The sequence below is a fragment of the Sulfurospirillum diekertiae genome (assembly GCF_002162315.1).
GTDB lineage: Bacteria > Campylobacterota > Campylobacteria > Campylobacterales > Sulfurospirillaceae > Sulfurospirillum.
Window position 1 is genome coordinate 1361740 of sequence record NZ_CP021416.1, and the last position, 19645, is coordinate 1381384.

The following is a 19645-nucleotide window of genomic DNA, read 5'->3' on the forward strand; positions in this document are numbered from 1 at the left end:
TTTCCAACCTTTACATGTAAAAGTGTTTAGCTTGAACAATCTCAATATTTTGAGCTTGAAGTGCAGCAATCGCGTCGTCAAATCGGTCTTTATCGACACTGAAAATAAAAATGCCTGTATTGGCTTCATAGAAACTATAGGTATAGAGAATGTTAATGCCTGCCTTTGAAAGGGCACTCACAGCTTTATCAAAGCTTCCTACGACATCTTCGATCTTGACACCAAAGACATCGGTGAAACGTACGCTAAAGCCTTCATCTTCGAGTACCGTTTTAGCTTTTTCAGGATTGTCAACGATGGTGCGAATGAGACCAAAATCGGTTGAATCCGCTAGTAAAATTGACTTTATGGAAATGCCATTTTTTGAAAGAATTCCCGTAAATTCAGAGAGTTCGCCTGCTTTATTTTCTAAAAAAACCGATAGCTGTTTAATGTTGCATTTCATGAGTTATTCCTTTTGTCGATGACGCGCACGGCCTTGCCGACACTGCGTTCTATGGTTCTAGGCTCAACAAGTTTGATCTCTGCGTTAATGTAGAGGTTGTTGAGCAGTTCATGTTGGATTTTTTTCTTTAAAGCTTCTAAAGAGCCGATGCTATCCAGTGGCATCGCTTCGGTGACTTCGACCATGATTTCGAGTTTATCAAGATAGCCTTTTTTATCGGCGATGATTTGGTAATTGAGCGTAATGCCTTCGATGTTGGCAAGAACGTGTTCCACTTGCGATGGGAAGACATTGACACCATTGACGATGAGCATGTCATCCACACGTCCCATGACACTTTTCATGCGCACATGCGTTCGTCCACACTTGCATGGCGTGCGATCCAGAGAGGTGATATCGCCTGTGCGGTAACGAATGATGGGAAAGGCTTGTTTAGTAAGGCTTGTGATGACCAGTTCGCCTTTTTCACCCAATGGCAAGACTTCGAGTGTTTTTGGGTCGATGATTTCTGGATAGAAATGGTCTTCAAACACATGCAGGTCACTGCTTTCAAAACAATTTGCTGAAACACCCGGTCCGATGATCTCAGAGAGTCCATAAATCTCGCAGTAGTGAATGCCCCAAACGCGCGCGACTTCTTCTTTGAGCCCAAGACTAGTCGGTTCTGCGCCAAAAATGCCGCATTTGAGTTTGAAATCTTTTTTTATGTCATAGCCCTCAGCCACCGCGGCTTCTGCCATATGCAGGGCAAAGGAGGGTGTTGATGTAAGTACGGTTGCTTCAAAATCTTTCATGAGCATCAGTTGGCGTGAGGTAAAACCACCTGAGCTTGGAACAACCGTTGCACCGACGGTTTCAGCGCCGTAGTGAAGCCCAAGACCCCCTGTGAAAAGACCGTAACCATACGCATTGTGTGAAGTGTCTTCGCTTGTGACGCCTGCCATTGTAAAGACACGCGCCATGACTTCATTCCATGTATCAAGATCTGCTCGTGTGTAACCAACAACGGTGGGTTTGCCTGTTGTTCCACTGGAACTATGAATGCGTACAACCGCATCTTTTTTCACGGCAAAAAGCCCAAAAGGGTAGTTGTCACGCAAATCTTTTTTCTTTGTAAATGGAAGTTTGACAATGTCATCAATAGACGTAATATCAGCAGGCGTAATGCCGAGCTCTTCAAACTTTTTTTGGTAAAACGGTACGTTGGTATACACGCGTGCGACGGTGTCTTTGAGTCGTTCTGTTTGAAGTTCAGTAAGTTTATGACGAGGTAATGTCTCTTCTTTTGACCAGATCATTTTTTCGCCTTTGTATCGTTGATACCTTGGTGAAGTACAGCGATATTTTTCTCCGCTACTTTCGCGTTCATCATCGTAATCGCCTCTTCAATCTCTTTACATGTAAACGGAAAATGTGCATCAAGTGCGAGTGTAACGCCTAGCATATAGACGTTGAGTGCATCGATGGGAAACTCTTTAGCTTTCGCTTTTTTAAACGCATCAATGCTGTGGGTTTCAAAGTCAACTTTGGGAAAGTTCTTCGGTGCATTCATCACTATGACACCTCTTTCTTTACTCAAATACTGAATGTTGCGAAGTGCTTCATTACCCTCAAGTGCGATTAAAAGATCGGCTTGTCCTTCATCAATCGCAGGAGCGTAAAAATCGCCGATTTTGACATAACACGAAACGGAACCACCCCGTTGGCTCATACCATGATTTTCAGTTCCTAAACATTTTTGGTTTGTAATTGCAGAAGCGATGCTGAGCACTTTAACCAAAAAGACCGCACCTTGTCCGCCAATTCCTGCGATAACAATTTGATACTTCATCTTACTTCTCCTCTTTTTTCACAAACGCATCGGTCGGACAGATCACGTCAAGGCATGAACCACATCCTGCACATAAGAACGGGTCAATCTCCATTTTTCCTGCATCGTTGTAGTGCATTGGTGGGCATTTGTAGTTAGTGATGCACGAATCACAGGCGACGCATTTGTCTTCATCAACTTCTACAACTACATTGCCAAGGCGTCCTAGCGCATTGTCTTTATCAAGGACACAAAACTCTCGTACGACAGCAACGACAGGTGAAGTGGCTGTTTTGTAGGCTTCTTGGAGTGACTTCATGAAGTCAACCGTTTTCGTGAGGTCTTGCTCGTAAACGTATTCGTGACATGCGATGCCACAGCCTTCAATGATGCGTTTGATGTCGATTTGGTTTGGATTGGTTCGCTCAGGTATCGTTTGACGACCTGTCATTGCGGTGGTGGAGTTGTCTAGGATGATCAGTACAAATTTATGGTTTTGATATACGGCATTAATGAGTGGCGCAACACCTGAGTGCATAAAGGTACTATCACCAATGGTGGCAACAACGGTTTTATCAGGATCCGAGATGCTAAAACCACTCGCCATTGAGATGCTTGCTCCCATACACAAAATCGTATCGATGGCTGCTTGATTGAGCCCTAACGTGTAACAGCCGATGTCGGATGTGTAGATAGATTTTTTCTTTTTAAAGACTTTGGTAATGGCGTAATGCACATCACGGTGTGGACAACCTGGGCACATATTGGGTGGACGCTTAGGAAGCTCTTGATCGTACTTTTCACTTTGATACGCATGACTTGGCGCTATGACGTCTGCTTTTGCAAGCGCAGCAAGGACTTTATCTTTTGAAAATTCATCGATGAGATGTACGTGTTTGGTTAGTTTCCCGTAGAGTTTTGGAGAGCTCAACTGCTCTTCAATACAAGGAAAACTCTCTTCAAAAACAATGATTTTGTCGTAATTAACAAAGAGTGCTTCGAGCTTTTCTTTGGGAAGTGGGTAGGGCATATCAAGTTTTAAAATATCTGCTTTGATCTCTAATTCGCTCATAGCTTCTCGTACATAACCATCACCCGTTCCACTGGTAAGACAGAGAATAGTTTCACCTTTGAGTGCATGGGTTTTAGGTTTGATGAGATGATCCCAGTTCCAAGCTTTGATGGCTTCTAAACGATCAATCTGTTCTAAGCCTTGTCGAAATCTTCCCGCAGGAGGAACAGCGCCCCATCGAGGAATATTGCGCTCAAAATTGCCTTGATTTGCCTTTACATGTAAACCATCGTCAACTTCACAAATCTCTCTGGCATGGCTGACGCGCATAACAGGGCGAAGCATGACAATCGATTCAAATTCATGTGAGAATTCAATACCCAGTTTGACCATATCGTAGGCTTCTTGGGGTGTGCTAGGATCAAGGACAGGAATACGTGCAAATTTAGCGAAACTGCGGCTGTCTTGTTCGGTTTGAGAGGAGTAAAATCCTGGATCATCACATGAAATCAACAACATCGCACCTTTAAGTCCAATGTAAGAGGCACTCATCAAAGCGTCACTCGCCACATTGAGTCCTACTTGCTTCATGGTCGCACAGGTACGTTTACCAGAAATTGCTCCCGCATAAGCAACCTCAAAACCGACCTTTTCATTGGTTGCCCATTGTGCATAGGCTTCTAGTTTGTTTTTATCGCGAAATTTTTGGAAATTTCCCAAAATCTCACTCGAAGGCGTTCCTGGATAGCCTGAAACCATATCCACACCCGCGTGAATCAATCCCAAGGCAATCGCTTCATTCCCCATCAAAATCTGTTTCATATCGTTGTGCTCCATCGCTTTTACGTAGTAATTTTAAAGGGTATTGAAACTTAGTTTATAAAATACTTATCTAAGCCATTGTGTCAAAAACGTTACTTATAAAGTGGGCAATTTTGAAACTAATCACTTTTTTTATAATCTATTAATGAAAGAAATAAAGTTTCGTTAAAGCTTTTTATATTATTTTAAGGAACTTTTAAAAGGAAAGGGATGGTATGGGAACATTTGATTTAGGTGTTGGGTTAGCCTTCTGGTTAATGAATGCGAGTGCTCTCTTATGCGTTGTTTACGGCATTATTTACTGGAACAAAGATAAAGAAGAGAAGGTGCTTGAACGCAAAACGTGGGATAAAAATGAAGCTAAAATCAATAAGGATCTGTGATGAATTTAATTGAAAATATTGTCATTATACTTTACCTCGCAGTGCTTGCCTACCTAGGTTTTGTGGGGTATAAGCAGACGAAAAGTTCAGCAGACTATCTTATCGCAGGTGGAAATACGCATCCGTTTGTTATGGCACTGAGTTATGGTGCAACCTTTATCTCTACCGCTGCCATCGTGGGGTTTGGTGGTGTCGCGGCATGGCTTGGAAATTCACTCTTGTGGCTTACGTTTTGTAACATCTTTATCGGTGTCTTTATCGCGTTTGTTTTTTTGGGCAATCCAACGCGAAAAATGGGCATTCGACTTAATGCACACACCTTTCCTGAATTATTAGGACGACGTTTTAATTCTAAGTTTATTCAGGTATTTGGTGGCATTCTTATCACAATTTTTATGCCACTATACACTTCAGCAGTTTTAATTGGTGGAACAGAATTTTTAGTCGCTTACTTCAAAGTGGACTATCACCTTGCTCTTCTTGTGATGTCAGTGATTGTAACGGGTTATGTTTTAGCAGGCGGACTTAAAGGCGTTATGTTAACCGACGCGCTACAAGGGGTCATTATGTTTGTAGCGATGATCATTTTGATGGTGATGGTGTTTAATGCCATCGGTGGCGTTGACGTGGGACTTTCAAAGTTGGAGATGGTTTGGGATAAAACCGTTGCACCGCTTTCCAACATTTCTATCAAAGAGCTTGCCGTGGGAAGTCCTGATTTTTTAATGAAACTCTCGATGAACTGGGGATTTCAAGGGTGGAATAAAATGCCTGTTTTCCTTTCAGAGGGATGGCTTTTTATTATTACAACCATTGCGATGGGTGTGGGTGTAGGTGTTTTGGCACAACCACAACTCGTGGTTCGTTTTATGACCGTTAAAAGTAAAAACGAACTCAATCGTGCGGTTTTGATTGGCGGTATTTTTATCATTGCTATGACGGGGATCATCTATCTGGTTGGTTCAGTGACCAATGTGTGGTACTATGAGTTTAATGAAGGTAAAAATGCACTTCAAAGTACCGATGGTGTGGGAAAAGTGATTCCTCATTTTATCAATGCTGCAATGCCAAGATGGTTTTCATTTATTTTTTTATTTGCATTAATATCAGCGGCTATGAGTACACTTTCCAGTCAGTTTCATGCAATGGGGACGGCAATAGGTCGTGATGTTTTTGAACAACTAGCAGGAAAGCATAATCCAAATTCACTCCTCATTACACGGGTAGGTATTGTAGTGATGATCGTCATTTCAGTCATATTAGCTTACTTTTTCGATAAACAACCCGCTATTATTGCCCGCAGTACCGCCATCTTCTTTGCGCTTTGTGCGAGTATATTTTTGCCAACTTATTTTGGTGGACTTTTTTGGAAACGTATGACTAAAAAAGGCGCGATTGCTTCGATGTTTGTTGGTACGATTATTACAACATTTTGGTTGGTTTTCGTTCATTTTCAAGAGGCAAAAGAGTTAGGTCTGTGTAAAATGCTTTTTGGAGTCAATAGCCTTTTAAGCGGAAAAATTACCTTTGTGGATGCAATGATGGTTGCTTTACCTCTTTCGCTTTTAACTGCAGTGGCTGTTTCGCTCATGACAAAACCAGAGAGTCCAGCATTAATTAAAAAATGTTTTGAAGATTAGAAAAGAGAAGAGGGTAGAGAGTTTTACCCTCTGTACTCTTGTATGTACGATTCTGTGGATGTATCAATAAACTGACGTGTTTTTTTAAGTTTTTGCATCGCTTCAAAAGTGCTTTCTTTTTCTCTCTGTATAATTATTAAAGCTTCTTGGATCAGCGCACAAGCGGTGATCGCTTCATCAACCGTTTCAAATTGAGGAACACTTTCAATAAGATCACCAATGTGAGTGTAATTTTCTTCAATAATAGCGATTGTAAAAGATTCAATCCACGACATTGTCCGTCTCATCTTTCCATGCTTGTAATAATTCTTTGGCAACGTTAATAACTTCATCTAATTTAGAGGTATCATTGTTGAGATTTGCTTCAGCAAGAAGTTTAACTTGGTGAACATAAAGACCACTGAGATAATAAGCAATTTGCCCACCATCGTAATTAAGCGAGTTGATAAGCTCCGTAAAGATTGCGGACGTACGATTGATCCAATACGTTCGTTTTTCGATGCTACCATCTTCTATGGCTCTTTTAGCTTGTGATGCAAAGCGTAAAACGCCTTCATATAGCATCCTAATCAACTTTTCAGAAGATTCAATTGAGGCGTTATTCTGTGAGTAAGTTGAATATGCTAAGTTTGAATACATTATTAATTCCTTTATTTTAGTTACGATTTAGAGGTAGTGGATTGTTTGATGATAGTAGAAAGACTGCTAAACTCATTGGTTAGTTTGCTAATCATACTGTCATAAGCAGCAAATTTTGTTGCCATTGCGTTATATTTAGTATCCAAACGTGAAACGGCGGTTGCTCTAGATGTTGTTAAAGCTGTTTTGAGCGTTGTTAAGCTTGTGTTGTACTGAGTTAGCGTTCCATCCGTGGTATTGACGTAACCATTCATGATGCTATTAAACGTTGAAAAGATACCATCTTTGATAGTCGGGGAAGAGTAAACATTATTTGCGGCAAGTCCTAAAGAAGCAAGAGCTGTAGTGTCACCCTTAATAACAATATCCGCACCTGCAGTACCTTTTAAAACAATGTTATTATTTGTGCCAATACTTGCAGTAATGCCTGAAAGTCCAGCATTATTAATGGCTGTTTTAATGGCAGCCAAGTTATCTGCTGTCGTTGCACTAGCACCTGTTGTAAGCGTAATAGCCTTGCCATTAATTGAAAAGGCACTTGAACCGATACTCAATGCTCCTGCTGCAACAGATGAACCATTGTAAGAAGTGCTACTGTAGGTTGTTGAACCTTGAAAATAGTCTTTAATATCAGCAGGATTAGCAGCTACTTTAGCATCAAAGGTCGCTGAATTAAATGACAATACGCCTGTACTATCCATGGAGATACCATAATCACTCAATCCTCTGCCTTTGCTATCAACACTTAACACTTCTTTACGAATAGCAGAACTCAAAGAACTCACTTGCGTTACTCCTTGAAATGTCCCCGCTGTTTTTGCAGTTGTATCATAAGTGGTTGTGCTTTTGAGTTTGCTCATCAGATCATTGTACCCAGAGACAAGTGATTTAAGATTGGTCGTTATATTAGTCCAGTCTTGTGTAACGGCAACTGTTGTATTGGTTGTTGCGTCTGTTTGTTCTTTATTTAAAGTCAGGCTTAGTCCAGAAACAAGATCCGATACTGTGTTGGATGAACGATTGATCGTAACGCCATTGTAGACAAAGGAGGCATCTGTTGCCGTTTGAAGATGATTAGCCGCTGTATCCAGACCCAAATCAGTGAGTGCCGTTCCTGTACCAGTGGAGGATAATGTAATGGCATTATTCGCTCCCGTTGAAGTTGATTTAATGACAAGCTTATAAGGATTAGTTCCACCAACGTTAAGAATAGAAGCAGTGACTTTTCCGCCAGTCCTATCATTGATCATATCTTTAAGATCAGACAGTGTTGTTGTTGAAGTTATATCAAGAGTATAATTGCTTGTCCCAATTTTGAGGTTAAGTGTGTCACTTGCTGATGTAAAAGAGCTTGTTTGGCTTGAAAAACTGGTTGATTGATAAATATCTTGTTTGGCTAGTGTATTCACATGCAGTGTAAAGTTTTCTACCGCTGCACCACCACTTGCGGTGACGGATACTGCATCATTAGAGACGGTTGTCGTTCTTTTGAGATAATTATTCTCATCCGATAGTACATTGGTAGACGACTTCAACGCATTTGCGAGTGATAGAATCGATGCCAAATCCGTTTGTTTGGTTGCATTGGCAGTTAATTTATTATCAATAGGTTTTACAAGTCCTGATTCGTCAGCGGCACGTAATTTATCCAAAACATCGCTTGTTAATACACCACTACCAAGACCCAATGAACTCAAACTACCGGTCGTACTACTTGTGGTGGTAGTCGTTGAAGTTGTTGCCATTATCTATCCTTTTTTATCAAAAATTATCCCTACAATCTCTTTCATTTTTTCAGAAAGTTTCATTGCTTCATCGGTAGGAAATTTACGAATGACCTTGCCTGTGCTTTTTTCCATTACATTAACATACATTACATCAATTTTATCATTAAAACCAAAAGTGAGATTGGTATCAAGCAAATCCATTTGCTTATTAAGTTCTTTAACGGTATCTGTTAAGGTTTTTTTAGTATCAGTATCTTGGCTTTGTTGTTGGTTGACTTTAGTCGTGTCCGCCGTTTGCTCAACTTGTCTTGTTGGTATAGGATTTGATACCTTGGGAGCGGTTGCTGTTTCGACTTGTTTGCTGGTTGCGCTAAAAATGTCCATAATTGCCCTCCTTGACGTTTTATAATTTTCTATTAACCAAATCGACACATAATTGTTTTTGTTTAACAATTAAGACTTAGTGTGTTATATTTCGATATCTTTTATCCAAAGGGTTATCTATGAAAGTCGCATTAGTTTGTCAATCGCTATTGCTAAGTCGTGCACTTAAAAGTTTTTTAGGCGATTTAGTCGTTCCTTACAAACAGTGTGATTTTGTCATTAGTGATAAAAAAATTGAACTTGATAAACCTATTTTTTATATTTCCTCAAACGACGGCAATTTAATCATTCCTTTTTCCAAATCCTCTTTACTCATTGAGCTTGATAAATTTTTTCAACGCTTGATTATGTTTCAAGGCAATGTGGATGATATGATGCCTCAATCTAAACATGCATTCGATTTAGAAGAAAAAATTACAGTTTTAACCGAAAAATTTAGAGAAGAACTGATACAAACCATTCGAGGGTATTATGGCAATTAAGCCTCTATTTACAACCATTAGTGCGGGTAAATATAAAGGTAAAAAGATTATGCTTCCTTCCCTTGATAGCACACGAAGTACCAAAGCAATTCTGAAAGGTTCTCTTTTTGATAGCCTGCAATATGATATTGTGGATGAAGTTTTTGTTGAAGTGTTTGGTGGAAGTGGGTCAATGGGGTTAGAAGCGCTGAGTCGCGGAGCAAAGCAAGCCTATTTTATTGAGAAAGATAGAGCAGCATTTTCAGTGTTAAAAAATAATTGTAAAGAAATTGATGAAAAACATACAACACCGCTACAGGGTGACAGTTTTTTACTCTTTCCAACACTCCTTTCTACGCTTACATGTAAAGCCTATTTTTATTTTGATCCGCCTTTTTCTATTCGTAATGGGATGGAAGATATTTACCAAAAGGTACTCGACCTTATTGCTTTGATTCCTCCTCAAATGGCTCATTTAATTGTCATTGAACATATGAGTAGTCTCGTCCTTCCAGAAGTGATCGGCGTTTATGCCCTACACAAAACTAAAAAATTTGGGAATAGCGCTTTGAGCTATTATCGTTCAAATGAAAACTAAGACATTTATTAGTGATATTTCTGGTAAATCATTTCCGCTAACGGAGCGGATCTCCTCTAAGGCTATTCGAGGATCCATTTTAAAATACATCCAAGATGCGAATCCCACTTTTAATGAACAAAGTTATTTAGCCAATACCGAACTCAATATTTTTCGAGAAAAATATATTACAGATTATTTGACTCAAGAGTTAGGCCAACTTTCTACGTTAGAGCACAAGGTTATTGACTCTTTTCAAAATCACTCTATCCTGACCGACAATATAGAAGATGATGATAAAACTGTTTTGACTTTCGGGCAAAAAATAGCCGATAAAGTAGCTACTTTTGGTGGCAGTTGGACATTTATCCTTTCATTTTGTTCTTTTCTCATTATTTGGATACTCGTCAATGTATATTGGTTTCACAACCAAGGATTTGATCCATATCCTTATATTTTACTCAATTTGATTTTATCGTGCATTGCTGCATTGCAAGCTCCAGTGATTATGATGAGTCAAAATAGGCAAGAAGAAAAAGACAGAATGCGTGCCAAAAATGATTATATGATCAACCTTAAATCCGAACTTGAAATTCGCATGCTTCATGAAAAAATCGACCATCTTATTATGCATCAACAAGAAGAACTCCTTGAAATTCAGAAAGTACAAATTGATATGATGGAAGATATTTTACAACGCGTTAATCAAAAATAACTCTTGGAACATTAATTGCTTTAGAATTGGCATGAATGTCAAATTTAAAGGAAATTGATGAAGATCGTCAAACTATCTTTCGTATTAATTTCAGCGCTCAGTACGCTTTATGCCCAAAGAATAGGCGATATTGCTAATGTTATTGGTGTGCGTGATAACCAATTAATAGGCTATGGTCTTGTCGTTGGACTTAATGGTACGGGTGATGGCTCGTCTTCACAGTTTACTTTGCGTTCACTTTCGAATCTTTTACAAACAGTGAATGTCAAAATTGATCCTGCTGATATTAAATCCAAAAACGTTGCCGCTGTTCTTGTTACCGCGAAGCTTCCCGCTTTTGCTAGACAAGGTGATAAAGTGGATGTTTCTGTCTCCTCTATTGGAGATGCGAAGTCATTACAAGGTGGCAATTTGATTCTAACACCTCTTAAAGGTGTGGACGGCAAAATTTACTCTCTCGCACAAGGTTCACTCACCATTGGTGGTATGAATGGTAAAGAAAAAGGACAACTCAACCATCCTGCTTCTGCCAATATTTTTGGTGGAGCGATTGTAGAGCGTGAAATCGAAAATAATCTGCATGATCAAGAGTATGTGAACCTCTCACTCAAAGAGGCAAATTTCAACACAGCAGTTTCAATTCAAAATGAACTTAACAAAAAATTTGGTAAAAAAGTGGCAGTAGCTACGGATTCAAGAACCATTCGTATGATGCGTCCTGAAAATTTAACAACGGTTGAATTTTTAGCGAAAACATTGGATGTTGATGTGAAGTATGAAAAAGAGGACAAAATTGTCATTGATGAACGTACTGGAACGATTGTTTCAGGTGTTAACATTAAAGTTGACCCTGTTGTGGTAACACATGGTGACATTACGATTAAAATTGAAGCCAGTGATGTGCCGCTTGATGATAAGAGTGTGGATATTGGTGGAGATGTACAAATTGCTAGCACTGAAAATCGCATCAAAATCAAAAAAGAGAGCATGACTGTTGCGAATATTGCACGTGCACTTACAAAGCTTGGAGCAAAGCCAAAAGACATTATTTCAATTTTGGAAAATATTAAACGCTCTGGTGCTATTACTGCTAGTTTGGAGATCATCTAATGCAAACAACCGATAGCAGTGTAGCGCTTGTCAATGCTAATTATAGTGGAGCCATCAAGCATGTAGATACCAATGCTAAAAATGATGCCACCCTCAGAGAACAAACCGATAAATTTGAAGCTTTTTTTGTGAAACAAATTCTTGATATTGCTATCAACAGTGAGGACAACAATGAAAATAGCCTTTTCCCGAAAGATGCGGGCGATAAGATTTATAAGTCGATGTATAACGATACAATGAGTAATGCTCTAAGCGGAAAATTAGGATTAAGCGAGATGCTATTTACATATTTAAAAGAAGGTCGTTAAAGTTTTATCATTTTGGACGATATGGTAGTTAAGAACTTCCAAACCAAAAAAAGGGTTTAAAATGATTTCAAAAATTCAGACGTCCAATGTGGCGTATATACAACAAAGTGCCCCCAAAGATGATTCATCTAAAGGGATAAACAAAACAGAAAAAACTGAAGGTGTAGATAAAGTCTCCGCACTCAAAGAGCAGATCGCAAATGGAACGTATAAAGTCGATCTAGCAAAAACTGCTCAAGCAGCCGCGGAAGAGTTGATCTAAATCCTTACATGTAAAAGGATAATAAGATGTTGACACACTACTTACACAATGCGATTAAAGATATTGAAAACCTCATTGAACAAACACAAAAAGATATAGCAGCTATTAAAGTCGCAAATCATAGTGAGGTTTTTGAGAGAGCAAAAATTAAAAATGATTTAATTCAGTCTTTTGAAACAAAAAAGTCTCTTTTGGACAATGAACTCATGAAGATGCTCAAAGTAAGTGGTAAAACATCTCTAGAAGAGTTATTGAGTGTTGAACAAAAAGAGCTTTTAGCACAAATGAAAGTGAAACTTTCAGAATTAAAAACGTGTAATAAACAGTACGCAAAATACGTTGTTACCATCAGTCAATTTTACAATGTTTTACTCGATAGTATCTTTCCAAGAGATATGGAAGGTTATAAAATATCAGATCATCAACCCGCATCTTTACTTAAAGTTAGGGCATAAGTTATGAGTAACTTATTTGGGATTTTAAATACAGGTAATTCTGGATTAAATGCTGCTCAAGTAGCGGTGGCAACCACGAGTCAAAATATTGCCAATGCCCAAAATACTTTTTATACACGCCAAAGAGTGAGTTTTAGTGCAAGTCCTGCGCTTAGTTCTCAAGGGGTGAGTGTGGGCTCTGGTGTGACTGTCACATCTATTGTACGTATTCATGATGAATTGGTTTTTTCTAAGCTCAGAAGTGCTGCTACAAGTCTTTCATACGATACAAATTCATCTCAATCACTTCAAGAAGTTGCAAAATATTTTCCAGATTTAAGTGATGCAGGTATTGCAAAAGATTTAACATCGTACTTTACTGAATGGAATAATCTTGCCTCCAATACCACAGCTGGTTCTCAAAAAATAGCATTAGTACAAGCTGCTTCAACTTTAGGAGGAGATATTCAATCAACCAGAGAAACCATTCGAAACCTTCAAGACTCTGTGAATACTCAGCTTAAAAGTACAGTTGATGAAGTGAATAGTATTGGTCAGCAGATGGCTGACGTTAATAAACAAATTGCCACCATTGAATCTCAAAAAGGTAATTATGCCAATGATCTTCGTGATAAACGTGACCAATTAGAATTGACACTGTCAAATCTAATTGGTTTTTCTGTTTCAAAAGGTAATCTCATCAGTAATGACAGTGTCGATGCAAATATGACAGATACTGGGACACAGTATTATCTCAATATTGCAGGAGCAACGCTTGTGGATGGTTCAACGTTCCATCCGCTTGTGATTGACAATAGTTCTAATGGAAGTAGTTATTATTCTATTTATTCTGAAATTCAAGATGGAACACGTTATAACTTAACGGAGCAGTTATCGGGTGGTAAGATTGGTTCCATGTTGGATCTTAGAGGTCGCGTGATTGATCCTTCTGTCAATGGAGGCTATCCTCAAGATGGTACGATTCAAAGTTATATCAATAATCTTGATACCTTCGCTCAAAGTGTTATCACAGAAACGAACAATATTTATGCAAACAGTGCTCAAAAAAGTATGCAAACACCCAATTTAGACCTTAAAAGTAATACCTCGTTGCAAAATGCCTATAATAACGTTGAAAATGGCAGTTTTGATATGATTGTTTATGATAGTGCCGGTAAAGAAGTTGCTCATAAAACGATTACCATTGACAATGCCACAACCATGGGTGATGATACTTTTTCAAAAAGTATATTAACTCAAATAAATACAAGTACCGATGATAATAAAGATAACAATTCGCTGAATGATGTTGATGACTATTTCAAAGCAACATTTGCAGACAATGGAGCATTCTCTCTTTCGCCTACAATCAATAATAACGGCTATACAATCGCAATTAAAGATAAAGGAACAAACTTTCCTGGTACTGTGGGTATAAGTCAATTTTTTACAGGCACAGACGCTTCCAATATTGATGTCAAAGCAGAATATAAAAAAGATTCTTCATTAATACAAGGCTATGGTGCACCAATCAGTGGTAATCAGGATGTTGCCAATGCTATGTTGCAATTACAATACAATAAAATCAATTTTTATGGGAAAAGTGGATCGGTATCGAGTGATACAATTTCAGGATATTACAGCGCTGTTACAACAAAAGTTGCAACAGATGCATCCGCTTCTAAATCAAGTTATGATACCAATGAAGCACTGTATAATACAATTAATACACAATTTCAATCCATTAGTGGTGTGAATAAAGATGAAGAGTTAGCAAATTTAATACAGTACCAAAAATCATATACCGCAGCAGCAAAAATCATTACAACCATTAATGAAATGTTAGATACTCTTTTAGGCATTAAACAATAGTGAAAAAATTTCCTTTTTTGAGCACTTTCATCTTGGTGCTCATTTTCCTATTCTGTTTTGTATTCCCTTCTTTCTATACAGGATCAGCTTATGATCTGAATCCTTCCGCAATTTTATTGCCCCCTAGTTTAGAACATTTTTTAGGTACGGATAGATTAGGGCGCGATCTTTTTGCTCGCTTGATGATAGGAGGACAAGTCTCTTTGATTATTGGTGTTTTAAGTGCATTGATTTCTAGTTTAGTGGGACTGATGATTGGGATTAGTGCAGGATTTTTTCAAAAAAATGTCGACAAGTTTATTATTATTGTAATTGATCTTTTTCTAACGTTTCCTACTTTTTTTCTTCTTTTAGCTTTGATTAGTTACATGAGTGCTTCTGTATGGGTGCTTATTTTTATTATCTCTATCACAGGATGGATGGGGATGGCAAGGATGATACGCTCTGAAAGTTTTGCTATTTCGAATGCTCCATTTATTAAAATTTTAAAACTATCCAATGTGAATATGTTGAAAATTATTTTTAAATACTTCGCTCCTTTGCTTGCACCTATTTTTTTTATTAGTTTTACCTTTGGTGTCAGTGGAGCAATCTTAGCAGAGAGTGGCCTTAGCTTCTTGGGTATTGGTATTACACCTCCTCAAATGAGCTGGGGTGTGATTATTAGTGAAGGAAAAGAGGTTATTGACATCGCATGGTGGCTTAGTTTCTTTCCAGGTTTTTGATCTTTTTAGTCACTCTGTCGCTCATTAATCTCTCTGATTATTTGCAAAGCAAGAGTAATGAAAAAGATATTTTAAATGACATTTGATCAAATTGCAAAACGCCTCAAAGAAGAAGCTCTTAAGCGTAATCATATAGAAGAAATATCCTTAGATCGCCCTGATCCTTTAATGATTGCTTCTCGTTATAATGATGAATTTAGTGCGTTAATCTGTGCTTTGTTTGCGTATGGTAATGTTCCAGCAATCATAAAATTTTTGGAAAGTTTAAATTTTTCACTCTTAGATAGTGATGAGACTACAATTCAGGAAACACTAGATCATCATTATTACCGTTTTCAAAATTCTCAAGATATTCAAGCCCTTTTTATCACATTGCATCGTCTTAAAAAAGAAGGTTCATTGGAGTCCACTTTTGTTTCAGCGTACCAAAAAAGTGCTAATGTTATGGATGGTCTCCGCGCACTAATAGCCATGTTATATGATTTGAATCCTTACCGTTCACGTGGCTATCAGTTTTTATTGGGTACAATACCATCTATAAATCCACACTCTCCTTATAAACGATGGCATATGTATCTTAGATGGATGGTGCGTAAAGATCATCTTGACCTTGGTCTTTGGCAGGGCGTTAATACCAAAGATTTGCTCGTACCTCTTGATACTCACACCTTTGCATTGGGAAAGAAATTAGGCTTAATTCAGCGAAAAACGTATGATTTTAAAGCTGTTTTAGAGTTGAGTGAGTCATTTAAAAAGATTGATCCAAGTGATCCTGTCAAATACGATTTTGCACTCTATCGCTTAGGACAAGAGAAAATTTTTCTTTAAGGTTCAGAATGAATATAAAGTATTGGCTTCCTAGGAGTTTTACTGTTTTAAGGGAGGGGTACTCTGTTGCAAAGTTATCGTCTGATATTGTAGCAGGGTCTACCGTTGCGATTATTGCCTTGCCTTTAGCAATGGCATTTGCAATAGCAAGTGGAGTTAGTCCCGAAAAAGGATTGTTTACAGCGGTTGTCGCGGGAATTATCATCTCTCTCTTTGGTGGGAGTAGGTATCAGATTGGAGGTCCTACAGGGGCTTTTGTTGTGGTACTTTATGCAGTTATTTTAAAACATGGATACGATGGTTTGGTCATTGCTACATTTTTAGCAGGTATCATGCTCTTTTTTATGGGAATTTTTAGACTTGGCAACATTATCAAGTATATTCCTTATCCTGTTACAGTTGGTTTTACCACAGGAATAGCGCTGATTATCTTCTCTTCGCAGATCAAAGATTTTTTGGGACTTCCTATTGCCAAAATGCCAGCAGAGTTTATCGATCAATGGAAACTTTACTCTATTGAATTTTTACATGTAAACTATTATGCATTGGCTATTGGAGCCGTGAGTATGGCTCTTTTGATTAAATTACGTCATCGTTTTCCTCATATTCCAACGCCCATTATTGTTATTATTCTCTCAGCGCTAGCTGTGTATCTTTTTAAACTTCCTGTGGAGACGATTGGTTCTAAATTTGGTACACTCCCTGCTACTTTACCTTATCCATCTATTCCCGCTTTTTCACTGGAAAAAGTGCGTGCTGTTTTTCCAGATGCTATTACCATAGCGCTGTTAGGGGCCATTGAATCACTACTTTCGTGTGTTGTAGCTGATGGTATGACAGGAGATCGTCACCACTCCAATAAAGAGCTTATGGCTCAAGGTGCAGCCAATATTGCCTCTGTCCTTTTTGGTGGTATTGCAGCTACAGGTGCGATTGCAAGAACAGCAACGAATATTAAAGCAGGTGCTTATAGTCCCATTGCAGGTGTCGTACATTCACTAATGTTACTCATTTTTATGTTCTTGTTCTCCAAATTTATTGTGTTGATCCCTTTAGCAACATTGGCTGCTATCTTGATTGTTGTCGCATGGAATATGAGTGAATTTCACCATTTTAAAGCCATTGCTCTCAAATCCGAACGTAATGATATCGTTGTGCTTTTAATGACTTTTTTCCTCACAGTTTTGATTGATCTCAATACCGGTGTGCAAACAGGCATTATGTTAGCAGGACTGTTGTTTATTAAGCGTATGATTGATGTGACAGGAATAGTGGATACCAAAAATACCATTGGAATGCCTTTAGATGAAGATGATGAACCTTTAGAAGTTGAGGATACAAATGCCATCTCTAAAAAAATTGTTCCCAAAGATGTTGAAGTTTATGAAATTGATGGACCTTTCTTTTTTGGCGTTGCCGATCGTCTCAAAAATATCCTTAGTGAAGTAAGTCAAGCTCCCAAAGTCTTCATTTTACGCATGCGTCATGTACCTATGATTGATGCAACAGGACTTCATGCGTTGGATGAATTTTTTGATCTTTGCCAAGGCAATGGAACGATTCTTGTACTTTCAGGGGTTAATGAGCACATTAAGCTTAAAATACGTCGTCTTGGATTTGAGAAAAAAATAGGGACAGAAAACATCACCGACAATATTGATATGGCACTTAGCCGTGCACATAGATTATTAGAAAAGGAGTAAATAGATGCCTTATGTTAATATCAAAATCACCAAAGAGGGTGCAACGAAAGAGCAAAAAGAAGAGCTTATTGCAGGAGTCACGAACCTTTTGGTGAGTGTCCTTGGTAAAAATCCAGCCACAACGGTTGTTACGATTGATGAAGTGGATATGGATAATTGGGGAATTGGTGGGCAACAGGTCAGCGAACTTCGCAAAAAGCCGAAGCCTTAAACTACTATTAAATGATTTATCGGTACAATCACGCAAATTATTAACGAAGGAAATGTGTAATGGGCGAAATGTTTACATTTTTAGGTCTTATTAACCACACTCATGACTTCATCTTTGTATCACATGTTTTATTGGTTGGTGTTATCAGTCTTGCCTTGGCAAAACTGGCAACGTCTAAAATGCAACTGGTACCAAGTGGTGTTCAAAATGTCATGGAAGCATATCTTGAGAGTGTCGTCTCTATGGGTAAAGACGTCATTGGAGAAGAATTGGCGCGTAAATATCTACCATTAGTAGCTACTATTGGTTTAATGGTATTTATTGCAAACGTTATTGGTATTATTCCTGGTTTCGAATCACCTACGGGTAACCTTAATATGACATTAGCACTTGCATTGATGGTGTTTGTCTATTATAATTACGAAGGTATCCGTGTAAACGGTGTTGTTCATTATTTTGCACACTTTATGGGACCATTGAAAGTTTTAGCACCTTTGATGTTTCCTATCGAAGTTGTTTCACACTTTTCAAGAATTGTCTCTTTAACCTTCCGACTTTTTGGAAACATTAAAGGTGACGATCTTTTCTTAGCAGTTGTTTTGATGCTTGCTCCTTGGATAGCACCACTTCCTGCCTATGCGCTTTTAACATTCTCTGCATTCTTGCAGACATTTATTTTTATGATCTTAACATACGTTTATCTTGCAGGTGCTGTTTTAATTAGCGAAGAGCACTAAAAAGTATTCTCTTGTTACACCAACAAACGTGTTTTGAAAAACTCCTCAGCTTTTTGCAAGGTGCCTCTTGGGCTCTTGCAATCGCTGGTGGAGGTTATACCTTCCTACTTTTTCTTCCTTTTGGTTTTATCATTGCTTCCATTATTGCGCTTTTTATTTTTCTTGCAGGGTGCTTTTTTGCCATTATATGTGAGATGGCACAGCTTCAGTTGGATAAACTAGATGAGCTTAAAAAACAGACGCATTTTTTAGAGAAACTTTCTCTCAATGATCAAACACTATCTCATCACTGATCCTGCTTTTTATACTTCCAATCCCGAAGAGGTTGTTCAAAAACTTTTACATGTAAAGACAAAATATCAGCCTGACTATATCTGTCTCCGCGATAAAATAACCTCAGATTATGCCTCACTTTCCAAAGCTGTCGCAAACGCTTTCTTGCAAGATGCAAAAACGAAACTGTATTTGCATACTGATTTTAGATTAGCGCATGCATTAGGATGTAATGGTGTACATTTACCTTCTACTGCGTTACATGTCATTGAAAAAGCTAAAGCCTTAGGTTTAGAAGTGATTGTAAGTACGCATACCTTAGAAGAAATAGAAGAAGCTGAAAAAAGAGGAGCGGATGCAATCACATTTAGTCCAATTTTTGCGACGCCCAATAAGGGAAAACCGCTTGGTTTAGAGAAGTTAAAAGAAATAAATGATAGAATCAACATTAAATGTTTTGCGCTTGGTGGCATCATCAACATAGAACAAGTGAAAGCTTGTGAAGAGATTGGTGTATACGGTTTTGCCTCAATTCGCTTTTTTTTAGATTAATCCAAAGGGAAGTTA

General features: G+C 38.2%; 24 protein-coding genes and 1 pseudogene. 17 read left to right on the plus strand and 8 right to left on the minus strand.

What is annotated here, in order from left to right:
* Window positions 1-10: 10 nt before the first annotated feature.
* Genes Sdiek1_RS06970 through Sdiek1_RS06985 form a run of 4 tightly spaced genes read right to left on the minus strand, consistent with a single transcriptional unit; the run spans window position 11 to window position 4089 of the window.
* Window positions 11-445 (minus strand): ACT domain-containing protein, encoded by a 435-nt coding sequence (locus Sdiek1_RS06970; RefSeq protein ID WP_087438523.1) that lies wholly within the window; start codon window positions 443-445, stop codon window positions 11-13.
* Complete coding sequence (locus tag Sdiek1_RS06975; protein ID WP_087438524.1) at window positions 442-1743, minus strand: phenylacetate--CoA ligase family protein; 1302 nt, start codon at window positions 1741-1743, stop codon at window positions 442-444. Before Sdiek1_RS06975 ends, Sdiek1_RS06970 begins: the two co-directional genes overlap by 4 nt.
* Window positions 1740-2276 carry a 2-oxoacid:acceptor oxidoreductase family protein gene (locus Sdiek1_RS06980; protein ID WP_087438525.1) on the minus strand — a complete coding sequence of 179 codons (537 nt, stop codon included), beginning with the start codon at window positions 2274-2276 and terminating at the stop codon, window positions 1740-1742. The genes Sdiek1_RS06975 and Sdiek1_RS06980 overlap by 4 nt, the downstream gene beginning before the upstream one ends.
* 1 nt (window position 2277) lies before the next feature.
* A complete protein-coding gene (locus Sdiek1_RS06985) occupies window positions 2278-4089 on the minus strand; it encodes a thiamine pyrophosphate-dependent enzyme (RefSeq protein ID WP_087438526.1) in 1812 nt (603 codons plus the stop codon).
* A 215-nt stretch (window positions 4090-4304) separates the two neighbouring features.
* Between Sdiek1_RS06985 and Sdiek1_RS14855 the strand changes: the two genes are divergently transcribed.
* Window positions 4305-4472, plus strand: a complete 168-nt coding sequence (locus Sdiek1_RS14855) for a symporter small accessory protein (RefSeq protein ID WP_161492012.1) — start codon at window positions 4305-4307, stop codon at window positions 4470-4472.
* On the plus strand, window positions 4472-6112 hold the full coding sequence (locus Sdiek1_RS06990; protein ID WP_087438527.1) for a sodium:solute symporter family protein: 1641 nt from the start codon (window positions 4472-4474) through the stop codon (window positions 6110-6112). Before Sdiek1_RS14855 ends, Sdiek1_RS06990 begins: the two co-directional genes overlap by 1 nt.
* 23 nt (window positions 6113-6135) lie before the next feature.
* Here the strand turns inward: Sdiek1_RS06990 and Sdiek1_RS06995 are convergent, their stop codons facing one another.
* From Sdiek1_RS06995 to flaG, 4 genes are read right to left on the minus strand one after another with little or no spacing between them, the layout of a single operon-like run.
* Window positions 6136-6399: a hypothetical protein gene (locus tag Sdiek1_RS06995; RefSeq protein ID WP_238099226.1), complete on the minus strand. Its 264-nt coding sequence runs from the start codon at window positions 6397-6399 to the stop codon at window positions 6136-6138.
* On the minus strand, window positions 6374-6751 hold the full coding sequence (fliS, locus tag Sdiek1_RS07000) for a flagellar export chaperone FliS (RefSeq protein ID WP_087438529.1): 378 nt from the start codon (window positions 6749-6751) through the stop codon (window positions 6374-6376). The genes Sdiek1_RS06995 and fliS overlap by 26 nt, the downstream gene beginning before the upstream one ends.
* A 20-nt stretch (window positions 6752-6771) precedes the next feature.
* Window positions 6772-8496: a flagellar filament capping protein FliD gene (fliD, locus tag Sdiek1_RS07005; protein WP_087438530.1), complete on the minus strand. Its 1725-nt coding sequence runs from the start codon at window positions 8494-8496 to the stop codon at window positions 6772-6774.
* Window positions 8497-8499: 3 nt separating this feature from the next.
* The gene (gene flaG, locus Sdiek1_RS07010; protein ID WP_087438531.1) at window positions 8500-8862 is read right to left on the minus strand and encodes a flagella length regulator FlaG; all 363 of its coding nucleotides are present in this window, start codon (window positions 8860-8862) and stop codon (window positions 8500-8502) included.
* A gap of 119 nt (window positions 8863-8981) precedes the next feature.
* Between flaG and Sdiek1_RS07015 the strand changes: the two genes are divergently transcribed.
* From Sdiek1_RS07015 to Sdiek1_RS07085, 15 genes and pseudogenes are all read left to right on the plus strand, one after another.
* A complete protein-coding gene (locus Sdiek1_RS07015; RefSeq protein ID WP_087438532.1) occupies window positions 8982-9344 on the plus strand; it encodes a hypothetical protein in 363 nt (120 codons plus the stop codon).
* Entirely contained in the window at window positions 9334-9921 is a 588-nt protein-coding gene (gene rsmD, locus Sdiek1_RS07020) for a 16S rRNA (guanine(966)-N(2))-methyltransferase RsmD (RefSeq protein WP_087438533.1), read from the plus strand. Before Sdiek1_RS07015 ends, rsmD begins: the two co-directional genes overlap by 11 nt.
* Window positions 9911-10615 carry a DUF1003 domain-containing protein gene (locus Sdiek1_RS07025; protein ID WP_087438534.1) on the plus strand — a complete coding sequence of 235 codons (705 nt, stop codon included), beginning with the start codon at window positions 9911-9913 and terminating at the stop codon, window positions 10613-10615. Before rsmD ends, Sdiek1_RS07025 begins: the two co-directional genes overlap by 11 nt.
* A 57-nt stretch (window positions 10616-10672) precedes the next feature.
* Window positions 10673-11725 carry a flagellar basal body P-ring protein FlgI gene (locus Sdiek1_RS07030; protein WP_191342090.1) on the plus strand — a complete coding sequence of 351 codons (1053 nt, stop codon included), beginning with the start codon at window positions 10673-10675 and terminating at the stop codon, window positions 11723-11725.
* Window positions 11725-12033: a rod-binding protein gene (locus Sdiek1_RS07035; protein WP_087438536.1), complete on the plus strand. Its 309-nt coding sequence runs from the start codon at window positions 11725-11727 to the stop codon at window positions 12031-12033. Before Sdiek1_RS07030 ends, Sdiek1_RS07035 begins: the two co-directional genes overlap by 1 nt.
* 61 nt (window positions 12034-12094) lie before the next feature.
* Window positions 12095-12295: a flagellar biosynthesis anti-sigma factor FlgM gene (locus Sdiek1_RS07040; RefSeq protein WP_087438537.1), complete on the plus strand. Its 201-nt coding sequence runs from the start codon at window positions 12095-12097 to the stop codon at window positions 12293-12295.
* Window positions 12296-12321: 26 nt separating this feature from the next.
* Window positions 12322-12750 carry a hypothetical protein gene (locus Sdiek1_RS07045; protein WP_087438538.1) on the plus strand — a complete coding sequence of 143 codons (429 nt, stop codon included), beginning with the start codon at window positions 12322-12324 and terminating at the stop codon, window positions 12748-12750.
* Window positions 12751-12753: 3 nt separating this feature from the next.
* The gene (flgK, locus tag Sdiek1_RS07050; RefSeq protein ID WP_087438539.1) at window positions 12754-14601 is read left to right on the plus strand and encodes a flagellar hook-associated protein FlgK; all 1848 of its coding nucleotides are present in this window, start codon (window positions 12754-12756) and stop codon (window positions 14599-14601) included.
* Window positions 14601-15412: pseudogene (locus tag Sdiek1_RS07055) on the plus strand (ABC transporter permease). The gene flgK and the pseudogene Sdiek1_RS07055 overlap by 1 nt, the downstream one beginning before the upstream one ends.
* On the plus strand, window positions 15402-16154 hold the full coding sequence (locus Sdiek1_RS07060) for a TIGR02757 family protein (protein WP_087438540.1): 753 nt from the start codon (window positions 15402-15404) through the stop codon (window positions 16152-16154). Before Sdiek1_RS07055 ends, Sdiek1_RS07060 begins: the two are co-directional and overlap by 11 nt.
* 8 nt (window positions 16155-16162) lie before the next feature.
* Window positions 16163-17857, plus strand: a complete 1695-nt coding sequence (locus Sdiek1_RS07065) for a SulP family inorganic anion transporter (protein WP_087438541.1) — start codon at window positions 16163-16165, stop codon at window positions 17855-17857.
* 4 nt (window positions 17858-17861) lie between these two features.
* Window positions 17862-18068: a 2-hydroxymuconate tautomerase family protein gene (locus Sdiek1_RS07070; RefSeq protein ID WP_087438542.1), complete on the plus strand. Its 207-nt coding sequence runs from the start codon at window positions 17862-17864 to the stop codon at window positions 18066-18068.
* Window positions 18069-18127: 59 nt separating this feature from the next.
* A complete protein-coding gene (locus tag Sdiek1_RS07075; RefSeq protein WP_087438543.1) occupies window positions 18128-18805 on the plus strand; it encodes a F0F1 ATP synthase subunit A in 678 nt (225 codons plus the stop codon).
* An 11-nt stretch (window positions 18806-18816) separates the two neighbouring features.
* Complete coding sequence (locus tag Sdiek1_RS07080; RefSeq protein WP_087438544.1) at window positions 18817-19098, plus strand: hypothetical protein; 282 nt, start codon at window positions 18817-18819, stop codon at window positions 19096-19098.
* Complete coding sequence (locus Sdiek1_RS07085; RefSeq protein ID WP_087438545.1) at window positions 19073-19630, plus strand: thiamine phosphate synthase; 558 nt, start codon at window positions 19073-19075, stop codon at window positions 19628-19630. Before Sdiek1_RS07080 ends, Sdiek1_RS07085 begins: the two co-directional genes overlap by 26 nt.
* The last annotated feature ends 15 nt before the right edge of the window (window positions 19631-19645 follow it).

Excerpts from the sequence above, each read along its gene's own strand:
- Sdiek1_RS06980 (WP_087438525.1), bottom strand. The coding sequence starts at position 2,276 with ATGAAGTATCAAATTGTTATCGCAGGAATTGGCGGACAAGGTGCGGTC.
- Sdiek1_RS07060 (WP_087438540.1), top strand. The coding sequence starts at position 15,402 with ATGACATTTGATCAAATTGCAAAACGCCTCAAAGAAGAAGCTCTTAAG.
- Sdiek1_RS06995 (WP_238099226.1), bottom strand. The coding sequence starts at position 6,399 with ATGAGACGGACAATGTCGTGGATTGAATCTTTTACAATCGCTATTATT.
- Sdiek1_RS07065 (WP_087438541.1), top strand. The coding sequence starts at position 16,163 with ATGAATATAAAGTATTGGCTTCCTAGGAGTTTTACTGTTTTAAGGGAG.
- Sdiek1_RS06970 (WP_087438523.1), bottom strand. The coding sequence starts at position 445 with ATGAAATGCAACATTAAACAGCTATCGGTTTTTTTAGAAAATAAAGCA.
- Sdiek1_RS14855 (WP_161492012.1), top strand. The coding sequence starts at position 4,305 with ATGGGAACATTTGATTTAGGTGTTGGGTTAGCCTTCTGGTTAATGAAT.
- fliS (WP_087438529.1), bottom strand. The coding sequence starts at position 6,751 with ATGTATTCAAACTTAGCATATTCAACTTACTCACAGAATAACGCCTCA.
- Sdiek1_RS06985 (WP_087438526.1), bottom strand. The coding sequence starts at position 4,089 with ATGAAACAGATTTTGATGGGGAATGAAGCGATTGCCTTGGGATTGATT.
- Sdiek1_RS06975 (WP_087438524.1), bottom strand. The coding sequence starts at position 1,743 with ATGATCTGGTCAAAAGAAGAGACATTACCTCGTCATAAACTTACTGAA.
- flaG (WP_087438531.1), bottom strand. The coding sequence starts at position 8,862 with ATGGACATTTTTAGCGCAACCAGCAAACAAGTCGAAACAGCAACCGCT.
- fliD (WP_087438530.1), bottom strand. The coding sequence starts at position 8,496 with ATGGCAACAACTTCAACGACTACCACCACAAGTAGTACGACCGGTAGT.
- Sdiek1_RS07035 (WP_087438536.1), top strand. The coding sequence starts at position 11,725 with ATGCAAACAACCGATAGCAGTGTAGCGCTTGTCAATGCTAATTATAGT.
- Sdiek1_RS07070 (WP_087438542.1), top strand. The coding sequence starts at position 17,862 with ATGCCTTATGTTAATATCAAAATCACCAAAGAGGGTGCAACGAAAGAG.
- Sdiek1_RS07025 (WP_087438534.1), top strand. The coding sequence starts at position 9,911 with ATGAAAACTAAGACATTTATTAGTGATATTTCTGGTAAATCATTTCCG.
- Sdiek1_RS07030 (WP_191342090.1), top strand. The coding sequence starts at position 10,673 with ATGAAGATCGTCAAACTATCTTTCGTATTAATTTCAGCGCTCAGTACG.
- Sdiek1_RS07040 (WP_087438537.1), top strand. The coding sequence starts at position 12,095 with ATGATTTCAAAAATTCAGACGTCCAATGTGGCGTATATACAACAAAGT.
- Sdiek1_RS07015 (WP_087438532.1), top strand. The coding sequence starts at position 8,982 with ATGAAAGTCGCATTAGTTTGTCAATCGCTATTGCTAAGTCGTGCACTT.
- flgK (WP_087438539.1), top strand. The coding sequence starts at position 12,754 with ATGAGTAACTTATTTGGGATTTTAAATACAGGTAATTCTGGATTAAAT.
- Sdiek1_RS07085 (WP_087438545.1), top strand. The coding sequence starts at position 19,073 with ATGATCAAACACTATCTCATCACTGATCCTGCTTTTTATACTTCCAAT.
- Sdiek1_RS07045 (WP_087438538.1), top strand. The coding sequence starts at position 12,322 with ATGTTGACACACTACTTACACAATGCGATTAAAGATATTGAAAACCTC.
- Sdiek1_RS06990 (WP_087438527.1), top strand. The coding sequence starts at position 4,472 with ATGAATTTAATTGAAAATATTGTCATTATACTTTACCTCGCAGTGCTT.
- Sdiek1_RS07075 (WP_087438543.1), top strand. The coding sequence starts at position 18,128 with ATGGGCGAAATGTTTACATTTTTAGGTCTTATTAACCACACTCATGAC.
- rsmD (WP_087438533.1), top strand. The coding sequence starts at position 9,334 with ATGGCAATTAAGCCTCTATTTACAACCATTAGTGCGGGTAAATATAAA.